Source organism: Mesorhizobium sp. UC74_2 (assembly GCF_042701485.1).
GTDB lineage: Bacteria > Pseudomonadota > Alphaproteobacteria > Rhizobiales > Rhizobiaceae > Mesorhizobium.
On sequence record NZ_CP170562.1, the window covers coordinates 298,166 to 323,280 of the forward strand.

General features: G+C 61.7%; 25 protein-coding genes. 11 read left to right on the plus strand and 14 right to left on the minus strand.

Annotation, left to right across the window (positions count from 1 at the left end):
* Positions 1-79: 79 nt before the first annotated feature.
* Positions 80-547 carry a PTS sugar transporter subunit IIA gene (locus ACFJIU_RS01490; protein WP_379066892.1) on the plus strand — a complete coding sequence of 156 codons (468 nt, stop codon included), beginning with the start codon at positions 80-82 and terminating at the stop codon, positions 545-547.
* A 12-nt stretch (positions 548-559) separates the two neighbouring features.
* Entirely contained in the window at positions 560-847 is a 288-nt protein-coding gene (locus tag ACFJIU_RS01495; protein WP_326889975.1) for a PTS sugar transporter subunit IIB, read from the plus strand.
* Positions 848-933: 86 nt separating this feature from the next.
* Here the strand turns inward: ACFJIU_RS01495 and ACFJIU_RS01500 are convergent, their stop codons facing one another.
* The 7 genes from ACFJIU_RS01500 to ACFJIU_RS01530 all read right to left on the minus strand — a co-directional run bounded on the left by ACFJIU_RS01500 (position 934) and on the right by ACFJIU_RS01530 (position 9,017).
* Complete coding sequence (locus tag ACFJIU_RS01500; RefSeq protein WP_379066893.1) at positions 934-2,379, minus strand: homospermidine synthase; 1,446 nt, start codon at positions 2,377-2,379, stop codon at positions 934-936.
* Between the two features lie 141 nt (positions 2,380-2,520).
* Positions 2,521-3,432, minus strand: a complete 912-nt coding sequence (locus ACFJIU_RS01505) for a DUF3445 domain-containing protein (RefSeq protein ID WP_379066895.1) — start codon at positions 3,430-3,432, stop codon at positions 2,521-2,523.
* Positions 3,432-3,716, minus strand: coding sequence for a YciI family protein (locus tag ACFJIU_RS01510; protein ID WP_379066897.1), 285 nt, complete (start codon positions 3,714-3,716; stop codon positions 3,432-3,434). The genes ACFJIU_RS01505 and ACFJIU_RS01510 overlap by 1 nt, the downstream gene beginning before the upstream one ends.
* 91 nt (positions 3,717-3,807) lie before the next feature.
* The gene (locus tag ACFJIU_RS01515) at positions 3,808-5,187 is read right to left on the minus strand and encodes a peptidase S41 (RefSeq protein WP_379066899.1); all 1,380 of its coding nucleotides are present in this window, start codon (positions 5,185-5,187) and stop codon (positions 3,808-3,810) included.
* Positions 5,188-5,213: 26 nt separating this feature from the next.
* The gene (locus tag ACFJIU_RS01520; protein ID WP_379066901.1) at positions 5,214-5,882 is read right to left on the minus strand and encodes an aminotransferase class IV family protein; all 669 of its coding nucleotides are present in this window, start codon (positions 5,880-5,882) and stop codon (positions 5,214-5,216) included.
* A complete protein-coding gene (locus tag ACFJIU_RS01525) occupies positions 5,831-6,976 on the minus strand; it encodes an aminodeoxychorismate synthase component I (protein WP_379066902.1) in 1,146 nt (381 codons plus the stop codon). The genes ACFJIU_RS01520 and ACFJIU_RS01525 overlap by 52 nt, the downstream gene beginning before the upstream one ends.
* Positions 6,977-7,181: 205 nt before the next feature.
* Positions 7,182-9,017 (minus strand): M3 family oligoendopeptidase, encoded by a 1,836-nt coding sequence (locus ACFJIU_RS01530; protein WP_379066904.1) that lies wholly within the window; start codon positions 9,015-9,017, stop codon positions 7,182-7,184.
* A 143-nt stretch (positions 9,018-9,160) separates the two neighbouring features.
* On the opposite strand from ACFJIU_RS01530, the gene ACFJIU_RS01535 reads away from it, so the two are divergent.
* Together ACFJIU_RS01535 and ACFJIU_RS01540 are read left to right on the plus strand one after the other, a co-directional pair.
* Positions 9,161-10,693: a sigma-54-dependent transcriptional regulator gene (locus ACFJIU_RS01535; RefSeq protein WP_379066906.1), complete on the plus strand. Its 1,533-nt coding sequence runs from the start codon at positions 9,161-9,163 to the stop codon at positions 10,691-10,693.
* A 292-nt stretch (positions 10,694-10,985) separates the two neighbouring features.
* Positions 10,986-12,797: a DUF882 domain-containing protein gene (locus tag ACFJIU_RS01540; RefSeq protein ID WP_379072886.1), complete on the plus strand. Its 1,812-nt coding sequence runs from the start codon at positions 10,986-10,988 to the stop codon at positions 12,795-12,797.
* A 137-nt stretch (positions 12,798-12,934) separates the two neighbouring features.
* Here the strand turns inward: ACFJIU_RS01540 and ACFJIU_RS01545 are convergent, their stop codons facing one another.
* Positions 12,935-13,576, minus strand: coding sequence for a 2-dehydro-3-deoxy-phosphogluconate aldolase (locus ACFJIU_RS01545; protein ID WP_379066908.1), 642 nt, complete (start codon positions 13,574-13,576; stop codon positions 12,935-12,937).
* A gap of 102 nt (positions 13,577-13,678) precedes the next feature.
* Positions 13,679-14,560, minus strand: a complete 882-nt coding sequence (locus tag ACFJIU_RS01550) for an N-acetylmuramidase domain-containing protein (protein WP_379066910.1) — start codon at positions 14,558-14,560, stop codon at positions 13,679-13,681.
* A gap of 163 nt (positions 14,561-14,723) precedes the next feature.
* Here ACFJIU_RS01550 and ACFJIU_RS01555 point away from each other — a divergent pair, with 163 nt between their 5' ends.
* The 3 genes from ACFJIU_RS01555 to ACFJIU_RS01565 all read left to right on the plus strand — a co-directional run bounded on the left by ACFJIU_RS01555 (position 14,724) and on the right by ACFJIU_RS01565 (position 17,554).
* Positions 14,724-15,647: a rhodanese-related sulfurtransferase gene (locus ACFJIU_RS01555; protein WP_379066911.1), complete on the plus strand. Its 924-nt coding sequence runs from the start codon at positions 14,724-14,726 to the stop codon at positions 15,645-15,647.
* Between the two features lie 202 nt (positions 15,648-15,849).
* Positions 15,850-16,578: a tellurite resistance TerB family protein gene (locus ACFJIU_RS01560; RefSeq protein ID WP_379066913.1), complete on the plus strand. Its 729-nt coding sequence runs from the start codon at positions 15,850-15,852 to the stop codon at positions 16,576-16,578.
* A gap of 220 nt (positions 16,579-16,798) precedes the next feature.
* Positions 16,799-17,554, plus strand: coding sequence for an SDR family oxidoreductase (locus ACFJIU_RS01565; protein ID WP_379066914.1), 756 nt, complete (start codon positions 16,799-16,801; stop codon positions 17,552-17,554).
* 33 nt (positions 17,555-17,587) lie between these two features.
* On the opposite strand, the gene ACFJIU_RS01570 is transcribed toward ACFJIU_RS01565, so the two are convergent.
* Together ACFJIU_RS01570 and ACFJIU_RS01575 are read right to left on the minus strand one after the other, a co-directional pair.
* Positions 17,588-17,899, minus strand: a complete 312-nt coding sequence (locus ACFJIU_RS01570; RefSeq protein ID WP_379066916.1) for a Kazal-type serine protease inhibitor family protein — start codon at positions 17,897-17,899, stop codon at positions 17,588-17,590.
* Entirely contained in the window at positions 17,896-19,107 is a 1,212-nt protein-coding gene (locus ACFJIU_RS01575; protein WP_379066917.1) for a pyridoxal phosphate-dependent aminotransferase, read from the minus strand. The genes ACFJIU_RS01570 and ACFJIU_RS01575 overlap by 4 nt, the downstream gene beginning before the upstream one ends.
* A 184-nt stretch (positions 19,108-19,291) precedes the next feature.
* Between ACFJIU_RS01575 and ACFJIU_RS01580 the strand changes: the two genes are divergently transcribed.
* From ACFJIU_RS01580 to denD, 4 genes are all read left to right on the plus strand, one after another.
* On the plus strand, positions 19,292-19,966 hold the full coding sequence (locus ACFJIU_RS01580; protein WP_379072888.1) for a GNAT family N-acetyltransferase: 675 nt from the start codon (positions 19,292-19,294) through the stop codon (positions 19,964-19,966).
* A 251-nt stretch (positions 19,967-20,217) separates the two neighbouring features.
* Positions 20,218-21,072, plus strand: a complete 855-nt coding sequence (locus tag ACFJIU_RS01585; protein WP_379066918.1) for a cation diffusion facilitator family transporter — start codon at positions 20,218-20,220, stop codon at positions 21,070-21,072.
* 51 nt (positions 21,073-21,123) lie between these two features.
* Positions 21,124-21,333 carry a hypothetical protein gene (locus tag ACFJIU_RS01590; protein WP_379066919.1) on the plus strand — a complete coding sequence of 70 codons (210 nt, stop codon included), beginning with the start codon at positions 21,124-21,126 and terminating at the stop codon, positions 21,331-21,333.
* 2 nt (positions 21,334-21,335) lie between these two features.
* Positions 21,336-22,298: a D-erythronate dehydrogenase gene (gene denD, locus ACFJIU_RS01595; RefSeq protein ID WP_379066920.1), complete on the plus strand. Its 963-nt coding sequence runs from the start codon at positions 21,336-21,338 to the stop codon at positions 22,296-22,298.
* Between the two features lie 41 nt (positions 22,299-22,339).
* Here denD and ACFJIU_RS01600 read toward each other — a convergent pair whose 3' ends face one another.
* From ACFJIU_RS01600 to ACFJIU_RS01610, 3 genes are all read right to left on the minus strand, one after another.
* Positions 22,340-23,449 carry a nickel/cobalt transporter gene (locus ACFJIU_RS01600; RefSeq protein WP_379072891.1) on the minus strand — a complete coding sequence of 370 codons (1,110 nt, stop codon included), beginning with the start codon at positions 23,447-23,449 and terminating at the stop codon, positions 22,340-22,342.
* Between the two features lie 14 nt (positions 23,450-23,463).
* Positions 23,464-24,132 (minus strand): DUF1007 family protein, encoded by a 669-nt coding sequence (locus tag ACFJIU_RS01605; RefSeq protein ID WP_379066922.1) that lies wholly within the window; start codon positions 24,130-24,132, stop codon positions 23,464-23,466.
* An 82-nt stretch (positions 24,133-24,214) separates the two neighbouring features.
* Positions 24,215-25,114 carry a LysR family transcriptional regulator gene (locus tag ACFJIU_RS01610; RefSeq protein ID WP_129413487.1) on the minus strand — a complete coding sequence of 300 codons (900 nt, stop codon included), beginning with the start codon at positions 25,112-25,114 and terminating at the stop codon, positions 24,215-24,217.
* Between the last annotated feature and the right edge of the window lies 1 nt (position 25,115).

A 25,115-nucleotide genomic window follows, 5' to 3' on the forward strand; every position in this document is an offset into this window, starting at 1 on the left:
CGGGTTGCACCCGCCTGAAATGAAACATGGGGCCGGCGGCGCGAGATCGTCGCCGGCCCCAAACTTGGAGAAGAAAAGCATGGCGCAAGCCTTGATCGACCATATCGACCCCGAAGCGATCCTGCTTGGCGTTAGTGCCGACAGCAATGAGGCCGTGATCCGTCAACTGGCATCGCGGCTGGAAGCACTGGGTTATGTCAAGCCAAGCTATGCGGATGCGGTGGTGAAGCGCGAGCAGACCATGCCGACAGGCTTGCCGCTCGGGCTCGCCGAAAATGTCGCTGTGCCCCACACGGATCCCGTCCATGTCAACAAGGCCGGCGTTGGGCTGGCAGTGCTGTCGAAGCCGGTCGACTTCGCCAATATGGAAGAACCGGACGAGGCGGTGTCTGTCGGCATCGTCTTCCTGCTTGCCATCAACGACAAGGACAAGCAGATAGAGATGCTGCAGGAGATCATGGGCACGATCCAGAGCCCCGAAGCGCTGGCAAGCCTGAAACAGGCCATGAGCGTGGACGACGTCAGAGCAGTACTGAGCCAGCGGTAAGGGACATCCAATATGGCCAAGCAGAAGACCATTCTTTTCGCCTGCGGCACTGGTGTCGCTACGTCCACGGCGGTCAACGCCACGGTGACGGAAGCCATGAAGGCGCGCGGGCTGACTTTCAACGCGATGCAATGCAAGGCGACCGAGGTGGCCAGTCTGGCGGATGGCGTCGACCTGATCGTCTCGACCACACCGATCTCGGCTTCGGTGACTGTGCCCATCGTCAAGGGGCTGGCCTTCCTCACCGGTATCGGCAAGGACAAGGCGCTGGATGATATCGAGGCCGAATTGAGGAAGTAGCATCGGTCGCTGCAACCCTGCGACCGTTTCGACCCCCAGAATGAAAAAGGGCGCCAATCGGCGCCCTTTCTTGATTCACGTGCTTGTCAACGCACCAGGATGTTGCGGAACTGCCAGGGATCCTTCTCGTCGATGTCTTCCTTGAACAGGCCGGGCCGGCCGTCCAGCGGCGTCCAGTCGGTGTAGTATCCCTTGACCGGGCCGAGATAGGGCTTCTGCACTTCCAGGCAGCGGGCGAAGTCCATCTCGTCGGTCTCGACGATGCCGGCTTCCGGGTTTTCGAGTGCCCAGACCATGCCGGCAAGCACTGCTGACGACACCTGCAGGCCGGTGGCGTTCTGATGCGGCGCAAGCTTGCGGGCTTCCTCCAGCGTCAGCTGCGAACCATACCAATAGGCATTCTTCTTGTGGCCGTAGAGCAGGACGCCGAGTTCATCGGAACCATCGACCAGCTCGTTTTCCTCGAGCACGTGGTGCACCGGCTGCGCCTTGCCGGCTGCGCCGAACATCTCGTGCAGCGACAGCACCGCGTCGTTGCTCGGATGGTAGGCATAGTGGCAGGTCGGGCGATAGGTCACCTCGCCATGCTTGTCGCGCACGGTGAAGAAGTCGGAGATCGAGATCGCCTCGTTGTGGGTGACCAGGAAGCCGTATTGCGGACCGGGGGTCGGCACCCAGGTGCGCACACGCGTGTTGGCCCCCGGCTGCTCCAGGTAGATCGCCGCCTTCGAGCCCTTCTTGTGTTTCTTGGCGTTCTTGGGCATCCACTTCTCGTGAGTGCCCCAGCCGAGCTCGGCCGGCTGCAGACCTTCCGAAATGAAACCTTCGACCGACCAGGTGTTCCAGAACACGTTCAGCGGCTTCGGCTTCTTGCTGCGCTGGGTGTCGCGCTCGGCGATATGCACGCCCTTGACGCCTACCTTCTTCATCAGCTTGGCCCAGCCTTCGCGGTCATGCTGCGCGGGCGTCTCGACCTCAAGACCGAGTTCCCTGGCGAGCTCGATCAGCGCCTGCTTGACGAACCAGGACACCATGCCGGGATTGGCGCCGCAAGTGGAGACGGCCGTCGGGCCGGCCGGATGCTTGCGCTTTTCGGCCAGGAGGCCTTCGCGAAGCGCATAGTTGGTGCGCGAGGCGTTGCTGGCTTCGGTGTCGAAATAGAAGCCGAGCCAGGGTTCGACGACCGTATCGACGTAAAGCGCACCGAGCTTGCGGGTGAGCCGCATGAGGTCGACCGAGCCGGTGTCGACCGACAGGTTGACGCAGAAGCCCTGGCCGCCGCCGTTGGTCAGCAACGGGGTCAGCACTTCCTTGTAATTGTCCTTGGTGATGGCCTGCTTGATGAAGGTGATGCCGCGTTCATCCGCCAGTTTGCGGTTCTCCTCGCTGGGATCGATGATCACCATGCGGGACTTGTCGAATTTGAAATGGCGCTCGATGAGCGGAAGCGAGCCACGGCCGATCGAACCGAAACCAATCATCACGATCGGGCCGGTGATCTCACCATAGACGGGCCATTTTTCATTCGCCATTTTTTGCGGCACTCCTTCTTTGTCGTAAGACCTCACAGAAAAGCCGGGCGCGGATGCGCCCGGCTGCAACTGCTAAACCATACATGCTTGTCACAATAAAGCGAATCCGGCCGCTGGCGTTAACGGCGGAGCCGCCGGCCGTCAGCTTGTCGTCATTCCCTCAAGATACGCGACCAGCCGGTCACGATCGGCAATCAGGCCCTTGTAGTCGAGTTGTGCCTCATCGAGTTCGCCGAGCTGCGTCGCGAAACCGGCGGCGACACGGGCGCGGTCGGGATGACGGATCAGCATCGCCAGCGGGTCGAGATAGATGCGGATGGTGAAGAGAATGTCGCGCGACACAGGCAGCTTGCGCAGGGTCTGCCGTTCGACGCGGATGAAGGCGTGCGCGTTGATGTCTCCATCCGGGAAGGTCGATTGCCGCTCGGCGGAGCGGGCGATGCGCTGGCGATCCGAAAGCGGATGATAAAGCGCGTCATTGGCCTGGATAGACCAGTTGAAGCGCTCAACAGCCTGGCCCTGAAGGTTGTCGAACATGCGGCTGATGATGTCGGCCGGGCGCGTGCCGGTGCCGAACCCCGGGACGGGATCGTGGATATGGTGCAGCGGCTTGCCGAATTTTTCCGTCAGCGACCAGGACGACGGGAAGCACAGGGAGCCTGCGGCGAGGCGCCAGCCATCGTCGCCGCGGCGCATCAGGATGAGATCATCCTGCGTCATCAACGAAGCCGCCACCAGCGGTGAATCGGCCAGCGCGCCGGGTTCCGGGGCGCCCAGTGCCCGTGCTTCGGCCAGCGCCTGCGCATGGTATTGGTGCATGCTCGTTTCAATGAGCTCGAGCACCTCGCGCTGTGCGTCGCGCGTATCGGCTTGTTCGACAAAAACCTTGTCCGGCAGCTCGGCATAGAGGCGATGCTTCTCGGCCAGCTGGGCACCAAAATAGCCGTCGACCTCCAGCCAGCGCTCGAGTTCCAAAGGTTTCAGACCGATGGCAAAGGCTTTCGATGAGCCGTCATAGGGCGTGTGCGGGGGCAGGGGACGCTGCAGGGTCATCAGTCTTTCAGCGCCTCCAGCCCGGCAGCGGTGCTGGTCGCGGCAAAGTCGATCACCTCGTAGTCGGCGACCTCGGCCCTGGTGAAAGGATCTTCGGCCAGCCGTGCATCGAGCGCTTCGCGCGTGCCGCGGGCGAGGATGACGCCGCCGGTCCGCGGCCGCTTGGCGCCGGATGCGATGAAGACGCCGTCGGCGTAACCGGCCTTGACCCATTCCATATGCGCGTCGCGCAGCCGGTCGATCTCGGCAAGCGGCGCCGTATAGGTGAGGTTGACGACAAACATGGCTTCTCCAGTCAATAAGCGAAGTGGGTGAATTCAGGCCAACGCGGATGGTTTCGCCGTACCGTCTGCGCCCAGCTGATCCGGGATGTGTTCATTTCGCAAGGTCGAGTGCTTTCTCAAGTACGGGATCGCGGCCGGCCGCGTAGTCTGCGAATGTCGGGTCGACCAGGACATCGGGCTTCAGTGAAATGCTGCGCGGGCCAAACGCCACCGTTGGCCAATAGCATTCGGCCGGATCGAGGCAGCCATTTTCGTAGTCTTCGAAAGTGTCGCTGTAGTGGACTTCGATACCGGAGTTCGGAAGCTTGATGTCATCGCCTTCAGCCCAGAAGCGGCCATCGTCGCCCATCGGTTCGCCGACGAGGATGACGTTGTCCTGAGACGCACCCTTCAACATCGCGGCCGTGACGAGCGCTGCCGAAAATGTCGCGCGACCAACCAGCACCATGATCTGACCGCCGCGCGGCATGAGCTTGGGTAACGCCTGAGAAAAGAGGATGGTGTTGAAGAAGTCTCCGCCATTGTTGAAGCGCAGGTCAACGATGACGGTATGCGGTCGCTTTGCCACGACCGATCTGGCGAGGATGTCCCCCAACTTCAGTTGAAGAGGCGTTTTCCCCAGGCTGTTGATCGAATTGCTCCGGATGTAGAGCACGTGCTGATCTTGGTCGAGCCAACGCTGTTCGACGTCGGTGCGGGCGGCGTATGCCGGTGAATGTGTTGCTGCGGTGTCCAGAACATGCGGCCAGCGTTTCGGACTATCCTGCGCATCCGGTACCAGTATCGAATAGACACGTTTGGTCGGTTGTTGCTCGTCGCCAGGAGCGCGACTTGGAGCCGGTGCGAGCGTCCTCTCGCTGATCTCGCCGTCTTTTGAAACTGTCAGCGTCACCTCGTCGTCAGGGCTGACCCCTATTGCTTTCAGCACGTCCGGGCTGGTGAGGAAGGCGGCACTCAGATAGCGCACCCGCATGCCGGTACCAGAAATGAAGGGCGTGACACGCATCAGCGCCTCTTCGCTGGACAAGGTGCCGAACTTCTCTATCCGGGCCCCGAGCAGATCCTTGTGGGCTTCGTCAGTGCTGACGACATAGAGGCCATCGGCAAACCACCATGCGCGGACGGGAAGCGGGCGCAATTCCGTGCCGATCGCCGCCGTGGTGTGGCCATTGCGGGATGTTGCGGCCGCCTTTTGCACCGCAAGGGCAAAATCCGCAGCAGACATGGAGCCGGCATCGGCGAAAGCCGCGTCGACCACGCGGTCGAAATCGCGTCTCTTGGCGTCGTTGAAGCTTTTGTCGCGCGGCAACCACGCGTCGCGCAGCACGACAAGATCCTCGCGCATCTGGTCGGGTGTCAATCCGACGTCCGGCTGTGCTCCCGCCGGCGAGGGTAAGCCGAGTGCCAGTGCCGTGGAAATCAGGATGGCCAGCGCACAGGCTCGTGATGGGCCCGACGGCCATATCGGCATTGGTATTCCTCTCGTTGGCGTGGAGGCTATCGACGCAGTTTTGCCGCGATCAGTCCGCGCAGCGAGTTCCCAACGTAAAGCCGCTTTGCAGCGACAAGATCGTGCAAGGTTAGAACCGCTTCATGCGCCCTGCCTTGGTCCAGCAATTCGCCGCGCAATATGCCTGGCAGCAGACCACAGGCAACCGCAGGCGTGAGCAGTGGGCTGTCATCGTCGGAATCGATGAAAAGATTGGTGATGGTGCCTTCGCAGATTTCACCGCGTTCATTGGCCAGCAACACCTCGTCGACGTCCGCCGCGGCATATTCTGTACGCGCCTGCTGGTAGATGTCGCGACGGCTGGTCTTGTGGCGCAGCAGTGTGTCCTGGGAGGAGAGTTGCGCCTGCGCCAGTTGCAAGGTCCAGACGGTGCCGACAGACAAGAACTGGAACGGCTGCGCTGTTGCTTCCACACTGCCGCTTGCGGCGAGGGTAAGGCGCACGCGTTGCGCCGCCGACGCGTCTTTGACAGCACTCAGCAATGCGGTGTTTGCGGCGTTGGCGTCGTGGCGGAAACCGAGGGCTTCTGCCGAGGCTCCCAGTCGGGCAAGATGGCGGTCGAGACGCAGGAAGCCGGTTCCAGGCTCCCAGCGCAGTGTCTCGATCAGCGAGATGCCGGGAGCGTTCCCGTCGCGAAGCGGGCTTTCAGCAGGCACTCTTCATACTCCTCCTCCGCCGTGGAATCGAACACAACGCCGCCACCGACATTGTAGACGGCCTCGCCATTGGCAAAGAGCGAGATGGTCCGGATGGCGACCGAAAACCGCATCGTCCCGTTTGGCGCTATCCAGCCGATGGCGCCGCAATAGGCGTCGCGTGGGGTCTGTTCCAGTTCGCACAGGATTTCCATGGCGCGGATCTTTGGCGCTCCGGTGATCGAGCCGCAGGGAAAGAGGGCGGCAAAAATGTCCCGGATGGTAAGATCGGGCAGCAGCCGGGCCCGCACCGTCGAGACCAATTGATGCACGGTCGGATAGCTCTCGATGCGGAACAGGTCCGGCACATCGAGCGTGCCGACTTCGGAAATCAACGAGATATCGTTGCGCAACAGGTCGACGATCATGCGGTTTTCCGCCTGGTTCTTCTCGTCGTTGCGCAGGAATTCCTTGAGGGCGGCATCCTCCTCCGGCGTGTTGCCGCGCGGCGCTGTGCCCTTCATCGGATGCGTCTCGATCCAGCCGTCGCCGTCCACCTGGAAGAACAGTTCCGGCGAGCGCGACAGCACCGTCGGACCCGCCAGGGAAACGAGCGCGCCATATTTCACCGGCTGGCGCGCAATCAGCGCGTTGAAGGCGTCGAGCGGATCCCCCGACCATTGCGCCTTGACGGGAAAGGTGAGGTTGCCCTGGTAACAATCGCCCTTGCGCAGATGCAGATGCAGCCGTGCAAAGCGCTTTTCATAGTCTTCATAAGACCATTGCGCCCTGGCGTCGAAGATCGGGCCGTTGGTGGCGGGCTCGACCGACGGCTGGATGCGATCGGACGGTCCGTCGAAGACGCCGAGTGCGACCAGCGGTGCACGTCGGCCCTCGGGCAGCAGCGGCTTCAACTTGGACTCGAGCAGATAACCGGCCTCATAGGAAAAATAGCCGGCCAGCCATTTGCCGTGGCGGCGTGCGGTCTCTGCCTGTTCCAGCGCATGTTCGAAATCCTGCGGGCTATCGGCAACGATCAGTGCCGAAGGCTCTTCGAACAGCACGTCGCGACCAGCCGGGTCGTCGCGGAAAAGTGCGAAAGGGGCTGCCGTCAATTTACCGTGTACCCCCAACCCTGTCACGCTCCGCCATCTTGCGCCTGATCCCGAAAATCGCTTCCGACTTTCAGGTTCGTGCATGAAGCCGAACGCGGGCGCCTTCGAGCAATTCCAGAAAAAGTGTTTAGCGGGTTTTCGTCCGGAATTGCGTAAAAACAAAGAGTTGGAGCATTCCCGCTTTTGGGAGAAAAGCGGAAATGCGTTAGTCCAGTGCTTCCAATTCGTCGATCAGGTTGGAGATGACGCCGAGCCCGATCTGCCAGAACGCCGGGTCGCTGGCATCCAGGCCGAACGGCTTCAGAAGCTCGGAATGGTGCTTGGTGCCGCCGGCGCGCAGCATGTCGAAATACTTCTCCTGGAAGCCGCGTTCGGCGTTCTGGTAGACCGCATAGAGCGAGTTCACCAGGCAGTCGCCGAAGGCGTAGGCGTAGACGTAGAACGGCGAATGAATGAAGTGCGGGATATAGGTCCAGAAGGTCTCGTAGCCCTCGCGCAGCTTGATCGCCGGCCCCAGGCTCTCGGCCTGCACTTCCAGCCAGAACTTGCCGAGCTGGTCGGAGGTCAGTTCGCCGTTCTTGCGCTCGGTGTGCACCTTGCGCTCGAATTCGTAGAAGGCGATCTGGCGCACGACCGTGTTGATCATGTCCTCCACCTTCTGGGCAAGCATGGCTTTGCGCTCGCGCCGGTCCTCGGTCTTGTCGAGCAAGGAACGGAAGGTCAGCATTTCGCCAAACACCGAGGCGGTTTCCGCCAGGGTGAGCGGTGTGGAGGCCATCAAGGCACCCTGACCGCCGGCCAGAACCTGATGCACGCCATGGCCGAGTTCGTGCGCGAGCGTCATCACGTCGCGCGGCTTGCCCATGTAGTTCAGCAGCACATAAGGATGCGCGGACGGCACCGTGGGATGCGCGAAGGCGCCGGGCGATTTGCCGGGCCGTACCGGCGCGTCGATCCAGTTGCGGTCGAAAAAGTGGCGCGCAATGTCCGCCATCTCCGGGGAGAAGCGGTGATAGGCTGACAGAACGGTGTTCCTGGCTTCGTCCCACGGTATGGTCGCTTGAGGCGTTTCGGGCAACGGCGCGTTGCGGTCCCAGTGGTTCATCTCGTCCATGCCGAGCCAGCGCGCCTTCATGCGATAATAGCGGTGCGAAAGGCGCGGATACGCATCGCGAACGGCGCTCGCCAGCGCATCCACGACGCTGCGCTCGACGCGGTTGGCGAGATGCCGCGAGTCCGCGATATCCTCGAAACCACGCCAGCGGTCGGAAATCTCCTTGTCCTTGGCCAGGGTGTTGGTGATCAGCGTGAACGTGCGCAGGTTCTTGGCGAAGGTGGCAGCCAGTGCTTCCGAAGCCTGACGGCGGACCGCGCCATCCGCATCCTGCAGCCTGTTCAGCGTCGGTTCCAGAGTGAGCTTTTCGCCATCAATGTCGAAACGCAGTTCCGTCATCGTCTCGTCGAACAGGCGGTTCCAGGCCCCGCGGCCGGTGACCGACTTTTCGTGGAACAACTGCTCGATGCGGTCTTCCAGCTGGAAGGGTTTGTCCTTCCTCAGATCCAGGACCCAGGGCCGGTAGTGGCCGAAAGCCGGGTCGGCATCGAGCGCCTGTTCGATCGCCCGGTCCTCGACGAGGTTCAATTCCAGGCCGAAGAACAGCAGATGCGAAGATGCGTCCGTCATCTTTTCCTGCACGTCGCCGTAAAGCTTCGCACGCTGCGGGTCGGAGGTGTCGCCAGCATAGACAAGGCCGGCATAGGAGACGATCTTGCCGACAAGCTCCTCCAGAGCCTCATAAGCCTTCAGCGCCTCGCCGAGCTTGCCCTCGGCGCCGCGTGCCGCCTCCGCTGCCAGCGTGCCCTTCCAGCGGCTCTCAAAGGCGATCGCATCGGCACCGGCCTTGTCGATGTCGCGCCGCAGTTCCGGGGCATCCATGCCGGGATAGAGGTCGGCAAGATTCCACTCAGGCAGGTTGCCGAGCTCCAGAGCCTTGCGACCGGACTGGGCCGGTGCATGCAGCCGGCCGAAAAAAGTATGCATTTCAATACCTTCCGGAAATGTCGCGCGAAGCCGATCAATTTCTAAGCAATTCGTTCACCGGCTTTTTTGAAAGCTTATTTAGAACCCTGTGCCAAGATGATCCATAGGATAAGGCGCGGAGCAGGGGCGAATTCGCAACACTCATGACAGGTTCGATCCTCATCGTCGATGACGACCCGGTTCAGCGCAGGCTTGTGGAGGCTGCGGTCGGTCGTTTCGGCCATTCAGCACTCACTGCTGAAAACGGCGAAGCCGGCCTTGCCGTCATGGACGGGCCCGATGCACGCGAGGTTTCTGTCGTGGTGCTCGACCTTGCCATGCCCGGCATGGACGGCATTGCGGTCCTGCAGGCCATGCGCGACCGCGACATCCATATCCCTGTCATCGTGCAGACCGCGCAAGGCGGCATCGAGACCGTGGTGAACGCAATGCGTCATGGCGCCTTCGATTTTGTCGTCAAGCCGGCCTCGCCGGAGCGCCTGAACGCGGCGATCACCAGTGCGCTCAAGGTGGAGGAGGTCGAGGTCGCGGTGAAGCGATCGTCGCGCCGTCTTGGCCAGACGCTCACTTTCAAGGACCTCGCCACGCGCAGCTCGTCGATGGAGCGAGTGATCCGGCTTGGCCAGAAAGCGGCGGGGTCGTCGATCCCGATCCTGATCGAAGGCGAGTCCGGCGTCGGCAAGGAAATGGTGGCCCGAGCCATCCAGGGCAGCAGCGATCGCAAGTCAAAACCGTTCGTCACCGTCAATTGCGGTGCCATTCCCGACAATCTCGTCGAATCAATCCTGTTCGGTCATGAGAAAGGCTCTTTCACGGGCGCCACCGAAAAGCACACCGGCAAGTTCGTCGAGGCGCATACCGGGACGCTGTTCCTGGACGAAATCGGTGACCTGCCCCTCGATGTACAGGTGAAGCTCCTGCGTGCGGTGCAGGAAGGCGAAGTCGACCCGGTCGGCGCCCGCGCTACCGTCAAGGTCGATATCCGCCTTATCTCGGCTACTCATCGCGATCTGCTGCAGCAGGTGAAGGACAGCCGTTTCCGCGAGGATTTGTTCTATCGGCTCAACGTCTTCCCGATCCTGGTGCCGCCTTTGCGTCGTCGCAAGGAAGACATCCCCTTTCTTGCCCGGCATTTCATGGACAAGGTGTCGCCCGTCGCTCCGCGCCGTCGCCTCACCCTATCGGACGCCGCCCTTGCCATGCTCCAGGCCTATGATTGGCCGGGCAATATCCGCCAGCTGGAAAATGCCATCTATCGGGCATCCGTGCTCGTTGAGGGCGAGGTGCTGACCCCGGAGGAGTTTCCGCAGATCCGTGCCCAGGTGGAAGGCACGGTGGTGCTCGAAGCCGCGGCGCCGTCGGTTGTGCCCGATCTGCCCGATGAGATCGAACCAGCACTGCCTCGTGAGCGACCCATTGCCGGGGAGGTCGTCAGCGATCGTATGCCGAGGGTTGAACCAAGGTTCGGCACGCTGACCGCGCTGGACGAGCGCGGCAATGTCCGTTCGCTTGCCGCGGTCGAACTGGAGATGATCCGGCTCGCCATCGATCACTACAATGGCCAGATGAGCGAGGTGGCCAGACGGCTTGGCATTGGCCGCTCTACACTGTACAGAAAACTCAAGGAGTACGGCATTGACCCGGAAACCGGGCGCGCGGAAAAAATGGCTTCCTGAATCCCGCGCAAGCTTCGGGTGAGTTTCCTGGTTTAAACCAGTGGTTTACCACGAGTTGAGGCGCAGCATTTTGGGCGGGATATCGCCATGGTGTTACCGCATTTCAGCTTCAATAAGCGTCGATTAACCATTAGGATCGATTATCGGGTGTGAATCCAACCGCATCCGTTTGATCAAATCCGGGGACAAACGGCAGTCTGCAAGGCCATTTGATTTGAGCAGAATCGAACGACACCAGAACAGGCGTCCATCCTCGTTGAGCGTCTGGCAGAAGTGGCTGACCGGCGCGGTTATGGCTGCGGGGCTGCTGGCCGTCTCGGCAGGAACCGCCAGCGCCGAGGTTCGCGCGCTGAAGCTGCGCAACCTGCACACCGGCGAGGTTGACGAGATCGTCTTCAAGCGGAACGGCCGCTACGACCAGGCTGGCCTCAAGAAACTGAATTTCTTCCTGCGCGACTGGCGTCGCAACGAGCCGACGAAGATGGATCCGCGCCTGATGGATCTGGTGTGGGAAGCCTATCGGCAGAGCGGTTCGCGTGGCTACATCCAGGTGATCTGCGGCTATCGCGCGCCCTCCACCAATGCCATGCTGAAATCGCGCAGCCGCCGCAGCGGCGTTGCCGAGAAAAGCCAGCATATCCTCGGCAAGGCGATGGATTTCTACATCGAAGGCGTGCCGCTGAAGAAGCTGCGCGACATCGGCCTCAAGATGCAGGGCGGCGGCGTCGGCTATTATCCGACTTCCGGCTCGCCTTTCGTGCATATGGACGTCGGCAATGTGCGCCACTGGCCGGGTATCAGCCGCCAGGAACTGGCGCGCCTGTTCCCGAACGGCAAGACGCTGCACGTGCCGAGCGACGGCCGGCCGTTGCCTGGTTATGAGCAGGCGATGGCTTCCTACAAGGCGCGCAAATCCAATGGTACGCCCAACATCGAACTCGCCAGCGCTGGCGGCTCGACCCACAAGTCGGGCGGGTTCCTTGCCGCTTTCTTTGGCGGTGGCGAGGACGAGGAAGACGATTCGGCCGATGTCGCCATGGCGCCGGCGCCCAAGCCGAAGGCCGCGATGAAGCCAGCCGCATCGGCCAAGAGCAGCCTGCCGGGCATCGCCATCGTCTCGCCCGAGAACGCACAGCGCATCGACATGCCGGCCGCTACCGAGCCGGAAGAGCCGCAGATGGCTGAAGAGCCGAAGCAGACACCGGAAACGATCCTTGCCGCATTGCCGGCGCGTTCGGTGCCAGTGCCGGGTGCCGCGCCGCGTCCGAAGGCGGATGTGGGCATTGCAGCAGCGCCGACACCTGAAACCGTTCCGTTCGGTGTCGCCGACGCTTCTGCCGTCGAGCAGGCAGAACAGCCTGTCGTCGTGGCGGCTGCCGCGCCGGTTCCACCGGAAAACGTGCCTTTCGGCATGGCTGATCCCAATGCGCCTGCACCGATTGCCGAAACCACGTCGGTTGCTGGCGTGCAGGCTGTTGCCGGCAATGTTCCGTTGCCGACACGCCGTCCCAAGACGCCTGGCGCAGCTGAGCCCAACCAGGAATCGGTGCTGCTCGCGCTGGCCGATACCGCCAAGCGTGACGGGCAACAGACGGCGACCGACGCGTTGGCCATGCTGCCAACCCAACGTCCTGACGAGGTCAAGGCGGTCCTGGAGCAAGCGTCGACCGACACTTATCAGGTTGCGGCTCTGCCGACCTCGCGTTCGGCTTTCAACGACCCCTCCGGTGTCGATGCGGCAACCCCGCGCGCTGTCGTGGCAAGCCGTCCGGCCGGATCCGACCCGGCTGCGGCGATGGGCGGCAATGTGAAGACGACACGCAAGGCAGCGCGTGCCAATGCGCAGGACGCCAAGCCCGATCACAAGTCGGTGGTTGTTCCGGCGGCGCCAAAAGTGGCGCGCTGGGCCCTCCAGGGCAATGAGCAGATCGCCAAGGTGACCGATTCCACCACGGCGCCGCGCATGGCTTACAACGTGGTTCGCACGGCGCCGAGCGAGGTCTATACGGCCGGCTTCCAGACCGCCAACGAAATGGCGGATTCGAACCGCTTCACCGGGACCGCGGTGAAGTTCATGTCGGTCGCACGCTTCCCGACCAAATAGATCGTAGGGTTCTGAAATGCGAAAACCGCGCCATATGGCGCGGTTTTCGTTTTTAGCATGCTGCAGACGGGCTGGCTCTACAGCAATTCCAGGAAAAGCGTGCAACGGTTTTCCTGGAATTGCGTAATAACAAAGAGTTAGGATTTGCGCAGCTTGCTGGCTTCGCGTGCCAGAGCCTCGATACCAGCCCAATCCCCGGCCTTGACCATCTCGTCGGGTGCAACCCAGGAGCCGCCGACGCAGATCACGTTGGGAAGGCTGAGATAATCGGTTGCGTTCTTGGCGCCGATGCCGCCGGTGGGGCAGAATTTCACATCGGCAATCGGCGAGGCCAATGCCTTTAGAAAGGCTGCCCCACCTGCCTGCTCTGCAGGGAAGAACTTCAGGAAGTCGAGCCCGGCCTCCCGCGCGGCCATGATTTCGCCGGGCGTGATCGCCCCCGGCAGCAGCGGCACCGGGCTGTCAGCGGCGGCGGACAGCAACTGGCTTGTGATGCCGGGGCTGACGATGAATTGCGAGCCGGCCTTGGATGCCTCCTCGAACTGCCGCGCATTCAAGATGGTGCCGGCACCGACGATCGCTTCTTCGACCTCTGCCGCCGCGCGATGGATTGCCTCAAGCGCGGCGTCGGTGCGCAGGGTGATTTCGATCGCCCTGAGACCGCCGCGCGCCAGCGCGCGTGCCAACGGCACCGCGTCCCTGGCGTCGGCAATCTTGATTACGGGGATGACTGGCTGGCCATCGAGCAGCGAAAGAAGTTTCTGGGTTTTGCTGGTCATGACGTCGCGCTTCCTTGCTGTTTTCAATCGATTTAACAGACGGTGTTTTTTGAGTCTACGGTGTCATGATGACACTGTGTTGGAGCGGTTGGCATCAGCAGGTCAGGCTCGGTGCGACCTGAAAATCGTGCTGACAAGTCGCGCAAGCCAGTTCCAGAAGGAGGACCGGCCCTTGGCTGCCCGCAATGCATGGCCGATTGCTGCCTGGGTAGCCCGACCGGCAATGCCGTCGGCGGCGAGACCATGTTCTTGCTGAAATCTGCGCACAGCGCTGGCCGTGCCGGGACCATAGATGCCATCCGTGTCGACGACGTAGTCCAGGGCAACCAGAGCTTCCTGCAATTCGGTGACCAGTTCACCCCGTGAGCCGATCTTCATCAGCCGGTCGCCAGGCGCGGGTCCCTCCACCTGCTGCCTGTAGGCTTCCGCCAGTTTCAGGTGGTAGCCGTTCTTGGCGAAGCCGGGGCCGTTGTAGCCATGGCCAACGGCTTCCCAATCATGGGCGTTGAGTGCCGTGGCAAGTCCCGATCTGTCGATATAGCGCGCCATCAGCCGGGCCTGGCCGGCGGCTCCGGAGCGTGCTTCTTCGACGAGGCCGTCGACCGTATCGAAGCCCAGCCATTGCCAGTGCGCACCCATGACCTGGCCCAACCCCCAGGAAGTTGATTCGTAGGCCGCCTGCCGGTCGATCTCCGCTGCCCGTTCGATGAGCTGCCAGCGCGCAGCCTGGCTGCGCGGATTGGCTATCTCGCCTGCAACGGGAGAGGCAAGACCCGCGGCTCGCGCCGTTTCCCGTCTGTCCTCAGCAAGCCGGCGATCGAAATAATGTCCCTCAAAACGGATCAAAGGTTCGTTGCGTCCGTCGATCCTGGCAAAAACCTGGCCGGCACTTTCAATCTCGGCAATGGCAAGCAGCGCCTTGGGCTCCAGCCCGAACTCCCGCGCTGCCTTTTCAATTTCGTCCGCTGTATGCTTGCTGAACATGCGACCCTCACTCCCCGAGACGGGAGCCATTCAAACGACCCTAGCGGCCGCGGATGAACATTTGCGTAATCGGACCATCGCTTGGAGCAGGTGATGCGCCTGTAATCCTTGACCTTTCCGGCCTACATTGAAAATCATCGGGCAAGGCGGTACGGCAACGGACATGAACCTGTCCGTTTCTCCTTTCCGCGTCGCAGCGCTTTATCGTTTTGTACGTCTCGATGGCTACGAGGCGCTGCGTCAGCCGCTGGCCGCTTTCTGTTGCGGACGTGACATCAAGGGCACGCTGCTTCTGGCACGCGAAGGCATCAATGGCACCGTCGCCGGCAGCGAAGAAGCCATTGCGGAACTCATCACGCATCTGGAGGCGATGCCTGAATTCGCCGGCCTGGAGGTCAAATATTCCGCAGCCGCCGAAATGCCGTTCCATCGCATGAAGGTGCGGCTGAAGCGAGAAATCGTCACCATGGGCGTGGAGGACATCGATCCGCTTCGCGCCGCTGGCAGCTATGTCGACGCGGCCGACTGGAACGCCTTGATCTCCGATCCTGATACAGTCGTCATCGACACGCGCAACGACTACGAGGTGACACTGGGCACATTCAAGAACGCCATCGACCCTCACACCAAGAGTTTTCGCGAGTTTCCGCAATGGGCGCGCGAACACAGTGCGGAACTCGAAGGCAAGAAGATCGCCATGTTCTGCACTGGCGGCATACGCTGCGAGAAGGCGACGGCCTATGTTAAGTCGCTCGGCTTTGACGATGTGTTCCATCTCAAGGGCGGCATCCTGAAGTATCTGGAGGATGTGCCGCAGGAAGAGAGCCTCTGGAAGGGCGAGTGTTTCGTCTTCGACGAACGTGTCTCGGTCTCGCATGGGCTCGAAGAAGGGGAGGCGGAGTTGTGCCGGGCTTGCCGGCATCCACTGACCCCTGAGGAGCGGATATCGCAGCAGTATCAGCCAGGTGTCTCCTGCCCGCATTGCTATGAAGCGCGCAGCGATGAGGATCGCGCCCGCTATGCCGAACGTCATCGCCAGGTGGAACTGGCGGACCAGCGCGGCGAGCGCCGGCACATCGGCAGCTAGAAGGGCTTTTATCGCCTGCCTGGCGGGGTCGGGTTTTAGAACGTCATTGTAATGTTGCCTTTGCGCGCCTACCTCTGCGGGGATCAACCGCCGAGCCTAGAGCGCTTCCGTTTTTTCACGGGAACGCGGAAACGCTCTAACTTTTGTTTTTACGCAATTCCAACCAACGCTTTTGTTGGAATTGCTCTAGCTGGAGCCATTGATGTTCGACCCCAAGAAACTGCTCGACGATCTCCTGAGTTCACAGGTTCCTGGAACTACCGGAACGGTGCGCGACAAGGCGGGCCAGGCCGTGCAGATGGCCAAGGACAATCCGCTTGCCGCTGGTGCGCTTGCCGCCGTGCTGCTCGGCACCGGCGCCGGGCGTCAGGTTACCGGTACCGCAGTGAAGCTCGGCGGTCTCGCTGCCATTGGCGGTCTCGCCTACAAGGCCTACCAGAACTACAAGGCCGGCCAGCAGCCGGCCGAAGCCGCGAAGCAGCCGGAACTGCTGCCGCCGCCGGCCGGTGACAGCTTCGATCCGGCGCAGGCGCCGCAAGGCGAGGGTGAGTTCGCGCTCACCATCGTGCGCGCCATGATCGCCGCCGCCAAGGCCGACGGACGCATCGATGAGGAAGAGCGCGGCAAGATCATCAACAAGGTCAGCCTTTCCGGTCTCGGCGCCGAGGCGACGGAGTTCTTGAAGGAAGCCTTGGCCGCGCCAGCCGACGTTGATGCACTCGCCTCGGCTGCCAGGAACGAGGCGCAGAAGATCGAGCTTTACACGGCCTCGCGCCTGGCCATCGAGCCGGACACGCGTGCCGAGCGTGGCTATCTCGACATGCTGGCTGGACGGCTCGGCCTGGACGACAAGCTGGTCGACCATATCGAGGCGACTGTTTCGGCAGCGAAGGAACCCGTGCCGGCATCCGGCGCCAATACCAAGTGGTAGGCGTTGCCACGACCGGGACGGCGTTGCTGCTAACCTTTCGTTAACCAGTCAGGCGCATCATTTTAACTAGTCGGATCGGCTTTCCTCCTCCCAAGCTGGTTCAGATCGGGGCGGTCGCCAATGACCGCCCTTTTTTGTTGCTCCCCAATTATTCCGGCTCTGCTGGCGCTTGTCATCGAAGGCGTCGTTTGCCATGCCTCTTTCTTTCCAGGAGGTCGACATGGCAATCAGAGGCACTGCAATCGTCACGGGCGCTGGCACCGGCATCGGCAGGAGCGTGGCAACAGCGCTGCTGAAGGAGGGCTGGAACACGGTGTTCTGCGGTCGTCGCAAGGCACTGCTGGATGAGGCGATCGCGGGTGCCGGCAAAACCGAGGCTCGTGCACTGGCGGTGGCGTGCGATATCACCCAACCAGACCAGGTCGAAGCCCTGTTCGGGGAAGCCGTCGCAACCTTCGGGCGTGTTGACCTGCTCTTCAACAATGCGGGCATGGGATACAAGTCGACGCCGATCGATGAAATTCCGGTCGAGGTCTGGAATGATGTCGTGGCGGTCAATCTGACCGGCTCATTCCTGTGCGCTCGCGCGGCCTTTGCCGCCATGCGCCGGCAAGCACCGATGGGCGGCCGCATCATCAACAACGGCTCGGTTTCGGCGCAGGCGCCACGACCGGGTTCCGTGCCATACACGGCCACGAAACATGCGATCAGCGGCCTCACCAAAACACTGGCGCTCGATGGCCGCCCCTTCGACATCGCCTGTGGGCAGATCGATATCGGCAATGCACTGACCGACATGGCCGTGCCGATGACGGTAGGGGTGCCGCAAGCCAATGGTACGATTGCCGCGGAAGCGGTGATGGATGTCGAGCGCGTGGCGGAAGCGGTTGTCTATATGGCCGGCCTGCCGCTCGATGCCAACGTGCTGTTCATGACGGTGATGGCAACCAAGATGCCACTGGTGGGACGGGGTTAGGCACTCTCCGTCCTCGCTCATGAGGGTGAACGGTCAGCATTCCCCATCCTTGAGCCTGGCGGTCCCTGCCGCGCGGCGTGCGCAGTCATTGCCATAGGTCTTGCCGTCGCATCCGCAGACCGGCCGATATTCCTCCGTGCAAACCTCAGGTCTGGGCATGCAGATCCCCATGCGGTCGGCGTGGCCGCATTGGGTTTCGGCAGGAAATTCGCAGAACTGGCCGGCATCGCAGGTGAGACCCCTTATGCCGCCGCAGGCCCTGACCGGCTCGTCGGCAAGGCTGGGAAGGATGGTCGCGCCAAGCAAGGCGAAAGCCGCAAACCCGATGGCGACGATGCGTCTCATGTCGTGGCCTCCTCGGGCTTGGCGTTCGCTGCGAGGAAGCTACCGATGCGCTCCAGCGCGCGAAGAATGTTCTCTTCCGAATTGGCATAGGACAGCCGCATATAGCCTTCGCCGAGCACGCCGAAATCCGGTCCTCCGATCAACGCCACGCCGGCTTGCTCCAGCAGCGCCGTGGCCAGCTTCTTGGCCTCCCAACCGGTGCCCGAGATGTTGGGGAACGCGTAGAAGGCTCCTTTTGGCGCGATACACGAAATACCCGGCAGCGTGTTCAGGCCTTCGACCACCAGCTTGCGACGACGGTCGAAGGCTCGCATCATGGTCGCGACCTCATCCTGAGGTCCATCTATGGCGGCGATGCCGGCATATTGGCTTGGCGCATTCACGCAGGACCAGCAGTTGACCGCAAGCTTGCGCACCTTGTCGTAGAGATGCGCACCCCGCTCCCCGTTCGGCCAGATCGACCAACCCATACGCCAGCCTGTCATGGCCCAGGTCTTCGACCAGCCGTTGAGCACGATCAGCCTGTCGCGGATTGCCGGAAACTGGAGCAGGGACGTGTGTGCCTCGCCGTCATAGGTCATCACGTCATAGATCTCGTCGGAGAGGATGGCGACGTGCGGATGCTTCTCCAGTCCCTTCACCAGTTTCTCGATCTCGGCGCGCGGGGTAACGCCGCCAGTCGGATTGGCCGGTGAATTGAGAATGAGCAGCCGGGTGGCCGGCGTGATCAACGCCAGTGTCTCCTCGGCCGAGAAAGCAAAGCCGTTTTCCTCACGGATCGGCACCGGCACGGGCCGCGCGCCGGTGAATTCGATCATCGACCGGTAGATCGGGAAACCGGGGTCCGGATAAAGAATATCCGTGCCTGGCTCTCCGAACATCAGGATGGCGGCGAACATGGTCGGCTTGCCGCCCGGCAGGATCATCACATTGTCCGGTGAAATCTCGATGCCGGTGGTCGTCAATGTGCGACGCGCGACGGCTTCACGCGTGGGCAGAAGACCGGTGGCGGGCGTGTAGCCATGATGGCCGTCGCGCAGAGCCTTGATCGCCGCCTCGACAATGTGCCCCGGCGTGCGGAAATCCGGCTGACCAATGCCGAGATTGACGATGTCGCGGCCCTGCTGGGCAAGCGCGGTGGCGCGGGCGAGCACGGCGAATGCGTTTTCCTCGCCGAGGCGGTCGAAGGCAGGGATCGTGTGGATCATTTTGTTGGTCCAACTGGCGCTAGTTGCGGGCTGATGTTTTTTGGAAGGGTGGAGAGGCCCTGTCAAATAAGGCGATTTCGAAGAATTATTGCATCGATCTTAGACCAAAGGTCGCATCTGCAGATGGTTTGTGACCACCTATAGATGCAATAATTCTTCGAAATCGCCTAATATGGAGCTGATGGTGACCGAGGACCTGAAAAACTGGCAGCCGCGTCCGCGTCCCGAACGCAAGGTGCTCGAAGGTCGCTATGTACGCCTTGAACCTCTCGATGCCGCTCGCCACGGCGACGGACTTTTCGAAGCGTCTTCCGTGAGCGACGCCGACGCCCGTTTTCGCTGGTTGTCGGAATTCGCACCTGAGAAACGAGAGGACTTTCAGCCATGGCTGGAGAAGGCGGAAGCCAGCGTGGACCCACTCTATTTTGCGGTGATCGACAGGGCGAGCGGCAGGGTCGCCGGACGTCAGACACTGATGCGTATCGAACCTGCCCATGGCGTCATCGAAATCGGCCATATCTATTGGGGGCCACTGGTCGCGCGCAAACCGGCAGCGACGGAGGCACAGTTCCTGTTCGCGCAATACGCTTTCGACGATCTGGGCTATCGGCGCTACGAATGGAAATGCAACAACAACAACGCGCCCTCAAAACGAGCGGCGGAGCGATTCGGTTTTGAGTTCGAGGGTATTTTTCGCCAGAACCTCGTCATCAAGGGTGAGAATCGCGATACAGCGTGGTATTCCATCATCGATAAGGAGTGGCCGGAGCTGAAAAAGGCGTATGAAGCCTGGCTTGATCCGAGCAATTTCGACGACCAAGGCCAGCAAAAGCGCCGTCTGGAGGATTTCCAGGCCTAAATATATTTAGGCTTCCTAATGTGTCTTTGTTAGCCGGGAAATTTTTTTCATGCTTCGGTGCATGACCCTCATCGGATACTTTAATATCCAAATGGATTGAATTAAGTTCGGCGCCCAAAGAGGGGTGACCGATGGGTCGTGAATATCAATCCCACACAGACGGTGACCACGATCACGGTGGTGCAGGACATCAGCACGAAACTTCAGACAAGAAGCGCGTGCTGATTGCTGCAATACTGACCGGTGGATTCATGGTTGCCGAAATAATCGGCGGGATGCTCACGGGTTCTTTGGCACTGCTTGCCGATGCCGGCCACATGTTCACCGACGCCATCGCGCTGGCGCTGGCGTGGTATGCCTTCCATCTCGCCGATAAGCCAGCGATAGGCCGGCACACCTATGGCTATGGCAGGGTCAAGACCCTTGTCGCCTACACCAACGGGCTGGCGATTTTTTTCGTTGCGGTGTGGATCTGCTACGAGGCCTGGCGGCGGTTCCAGGCACCTCCGCCGGTGCTGGGCGGGCCAATGCTCATGGTCGCGCTGCTCGGGCTCGTGGTGAACATCGCAGGCTTCGTCATCCTGCATGGTGGAAGCCGCGAAAGCCTCAACATGCGTGGTGCCATCATACATGTTCTGGGCGATCTTCTGGGCTCGCTGGCCGCAATCGTTGCAGCGCTGGTCATCATGGCCACCGGCTGGACGCCGATCGACCCGATCCTGTCGGTGCTGGTCGCGGTGCTGATCCTGTCAACTGGCTGGAGCCTGATGCGCGCAGCCGCGCATGTGCTTCTGGAAGGCTCGCCCGCGGGCCTCGATCGCGACATGATCACCCAGGATCTGCAGGCTTCCATCAAAGGCGTCCGTGAAATCCATCATGTCCATCTGTGGTCGATCGACGGCGCCAGCAACATGGCGACGCTGCATGCAAGCCTGATGGATGGGCTGGACGCGCATATTGCCGTGGATGCCATAAAACAGCGCCTGTTCACCCAGCATGGCATCAGCCACGCAACCGTTGAGATCGACTACGACCGCCGTGCCGAAGACGGCCGCGCGCGCGACCAGGTCCGTGGCGTCACATCGCAGCCCAGGCACCTGCATTGAAGCGTCGTCTGTGCTAACCATCCTGTCAGGAAGTGCAGGTGGTCCGGAGTGATGATGAGCCCTGAAAACAAGAGCGCCGCGATCGCTGCGCTGTCGATCATGCTGCTGTTCGGCGTGACCGCTTATTATCTGCCGACCATCATGCTGGCGATCGGCCATTTCTCGACGGTGCTGGCCGGCGCTTTCGCGGTTCTGTTCGTGGCCGCCTTCTTCCTGGTGTTCTGGCTGCGCGGGCGAAGCCGCACGCAAGGGAGGGATTGAGAATGCGCGTACTGATCACCGGCGCGGCTGGCATGATCGGTCGCAAGCTCGTTGCGCGGTTGCTCGAGGACGGAACACTGCGTGGCCGTAAGATCAGTCAACTCGACCTGCATGATATCGTAGTGCCCGAGGCGACCGGCAGCGCCGATGTCGTCATCAATAGCCATACCGGCGATCTCTCGGTTTCGGGAGCCGCCGCCACGCTGGTTGCGAAAAAGCCGGATGTTATCTTCCATCTGGCGGGAGTCGTTTCGGGCGAAGCGGAAGCCAATTTCGACCTCGGTTATCGTGTCAATCTCGACGGCACCCGCGCCTTGTTCGATGCGGTTCGCCTTGCCGCCTACAATCCGCGCCTGGTGTTCACGTCCTCGATCGCCGTATTCGGAGCGCCCTTTCCGGAAGTCATCCCGGACGATTTTCACGCGACGCCACTAACCTCCTACGGTACCCAGAAGCTGACGGGGGAAGCCCTGCTGTGCGATTATTCGCGGCGCGGTCTGTTCGATGGCGTCGCGATCCGGTTGCCGACCATCTGCGTGCGGCCCGGTAAACCGAACAAGGCCGCATCCGGTTTCTTCTCCGGTATCATCCGCGAACCGCTGAAGGGCGAAAGCGCAGTGCTGCCGGTCCCGCGTACGGTCGTGCACACCCATGCCAGCCCTCGATCGGCGGTAGGCTTCCTGATCCGTGCTGCCGAGATCGATGGTGCGGCGGTCGGGCCGCGGCGCGCGCTCAACATGCCCGGCGTCGGCGTCAGCGTCGCAGAGCAGATCGATGCTCTCGGGCGCGTTGTCGGCAGCAAGGCGGTAGCGCTGATCCGCGAGGAGCCCGACGAGACTGTCTGGGCGATCGTGAAGAACTGGCCGACCCGTTTTGAAGCGCGCCGGGCACGGGAACTCGGTTTTGTCGCCGAAACCAGTTTCGATGACATCATCCGCGCTCATATCGAGGACGAGATGAATTGATGGATCGGCGGGCCACCGTCTCCTTCTGAACGAAGAGAAGATCAGGCGCCGAGGCTGGCGGTCAACAGGATCACGCCGAACAGGAAGACCAGGGCCGCGCCGCCGATTTCGATGGCCGAATGGACGCGGTTGCCGAGGCGGCCGTCGCCTGCAAGCGCCACCGCCCAATCTTTTGCCGTGACGGCCAGCGTCGCCAGGATGGAAACGGTGATCGCCGTACCGACGGCCATCGCCAGCACCGACAGGATGCCGCCGGCCCAAAGCCCGTTGAGGAAAGCAAAGGACAGTACGATCAGGGCACCGGAGCACGGTCGGATGCCGACGGCGGCGACGGCCGTCCAGGCGGTGCGCCAGTCGAAGCGATCGCCGGAAAGCAGGGTCGGGTCCGGTGCATGCGAATGCCCGCAGGTCTTACAGACCTCGCCCGGCCCATGATGGTGATCGTGATGGTGGCCGCCATGGTCGTGGTGGTCATGCGCATGATGCTCATGGCCATGGTGATCGTGATGGTCATGATCATGCGCGGCGGGATCATGCGTGTGGGCGGCGTGAGCGTGGCTGGCGTGGCCGGCATGCGCGGCTGACAGGCTATAAGCTGGTGCTGTTCCGAACAGCCGCGTCAGCGACGGACCGAGCTTTCGCCACAGCAACCAGGCACCGAATGCGGTGACGAACGCATAGGAGGCAATCTCCAGGAACCATGCCGTGTCGGTCATGGAGACCGAGGTACCGCGCAAGACGAAATAAGCGAGCAGCATCACCACAATCGCCGTCACGGCCTGCAGGAAGGCGGAGATGAACGAGAGCAGGATGCCACGCCGCAGCGCGACCTCGTTGGCCAGCATGTAGGAGGAGATCACGGCTTTGCCGTGACCGGGGCCGGCAGCGTGGAAGATACCGTAGAGGAACGACAGGCCAATCAGCAGCCACAGCTTCGAGCCGTCCTGGCGCATCGCTTTGATGGCCTCGGCGAGTGCGTGGTAAAAGCGCTGCTGGTGCAGGTTGACCCAGTTCAAAAAGCCCGCAAACAGACCCGTCGTCGGCGTCATGGCATCATTCGTGCCGATGCCGAGCGAACTCTGCGCATAGGCGTGGCCGGCCGCGGTGATGAAGGCCACACCGAGCAGGCAGAAGATCAGGCGGACGGTCATCCTGTTCATCGAGGTCACCCTTCCGTGCGGCAGTTCAGCTCGAGCTTGGTGGCGAAGATCTTGCTCATGTCGGTGCCCGTCGGGTCATTGAAGAAGGCCTCGGTGAGCGTTTTCTGGTTCTGGGCGATCGCCGTGTCCGGATCGGGCCGTACCACCGCGCGTGCGCATGAGGCCGGCAGATCCTTCACGGACAGGTTGGCATCGTCGGTGAAATCGATGGCGGTGTAGAAGGTCGGGTCATAGACGCCGAGATCGATCTTGCCCTTCAGCTTGATCGGCTCCTGCGGCTGATCTTCGAACAGCACGATCAGCTGGTTGTTGTCGAAGGAGGCAACGATTTCGGGCGGCGCCTTCATCTTGATGTCCTTGCCGTCGAGCGTGACCACCTGGAAATAATTGTATTCGGCAAGTGATGCCTTGATGGTGTTCGCCACTTCCTTCAGCTCGGCGTCGTCCAGCTTGAGGTCGGAATTCTTGTCGAATTCCATCAGCACGGTCGAGGAAAACAGCTCGTCGAAACGCCACAGGTGGCGCAGCGCGGCGATCGACTTGTGGTCGGGAGAAAGCACGACGTCCAGGCGGGCCTCGGCAAAGACGTGCGGGTGGACAAGAGCCGGCGTCGTGCCTGCGAGAAGCAGGCCGAAGGTAACGGCCATGGTGGCTTTTGATGCCTGAAGCTGCATGGCCGGCGGCGATTCCCCAGTGTCAGTGTGGCCTGAGGGTTACCAGAAACCGGGCGAAAATGGGACCTAGCTAACGAAAATGTTATGACGTTTCATGCGTCTTGAACCACTGCACCATGAAGTCGACGAAGACACGCACCTTGGCGGGCAGGTAGCGGCGGTGCGGGTAGACGGCGAAGATGCCGCCGTTGAAGTCGATGCGGTCTTCCAGCAAGGACACCAGCCGGCCGCTCTTGATTTCGGGTGCTGCGATAAAATCAGGCAGCAGTGCAAAGCCAAGCCCGTCCAGCGCGGCCATGCGGGTGGTGATCGGGCTGTTGACCATCATCGGACCGCTGATCGGGATGCTGGTGATATCGCCGTCATCGTCGCGGAACGGCCAGTTCGAAGCCCAGCGGCCATTGGTGTCGACCACGCAGGGCATATGCGCGAGATCCTGCGGTCGGGTCGGCTTGCCATATTTGGCGATCAGTTCCTGCGAACCGCACAGCTTGAGCGAGAACGGGGCCAGCTTGCGTGCGATCAGCGAGGAGTTTTCCAGCCGGGTGATGCGGATGGCCAGATCGAAACCTTCTTCGACAAGATCGACGAAACGGTCGTCGAGATGCACCTCCAGCGAGACATCCGGATATTGCTTGGCGAAGTCGATCATGGATTGACCGACCGCCGCGTCGGCCATGGTACGTGGCGCGGTCAGCTTGATCCTGCCGCGCACGTCGCCGGCGCTGTCGCGCACCGCGTCGGACAGGCTGTCGATCTCACGCACGATCTCGGAAGCGCGGCGGTAATAGGTGTGACCCGCTTCCGTCAGCGAGAACTGGCGTGTGGTGCGGTTGAGCAGCAGCGCACCGAGTTCGTCTTCCAGCTCGCGCACATATTTGGAAAGCAGCGCCTTGGAGCGGCCGATCTTGCGGCCGGCCGCCGAGAAGCCTTCCGCCTCGACCACGTCGATGAAGGCGCGCATCCGGGTTAGCGTGTCCATG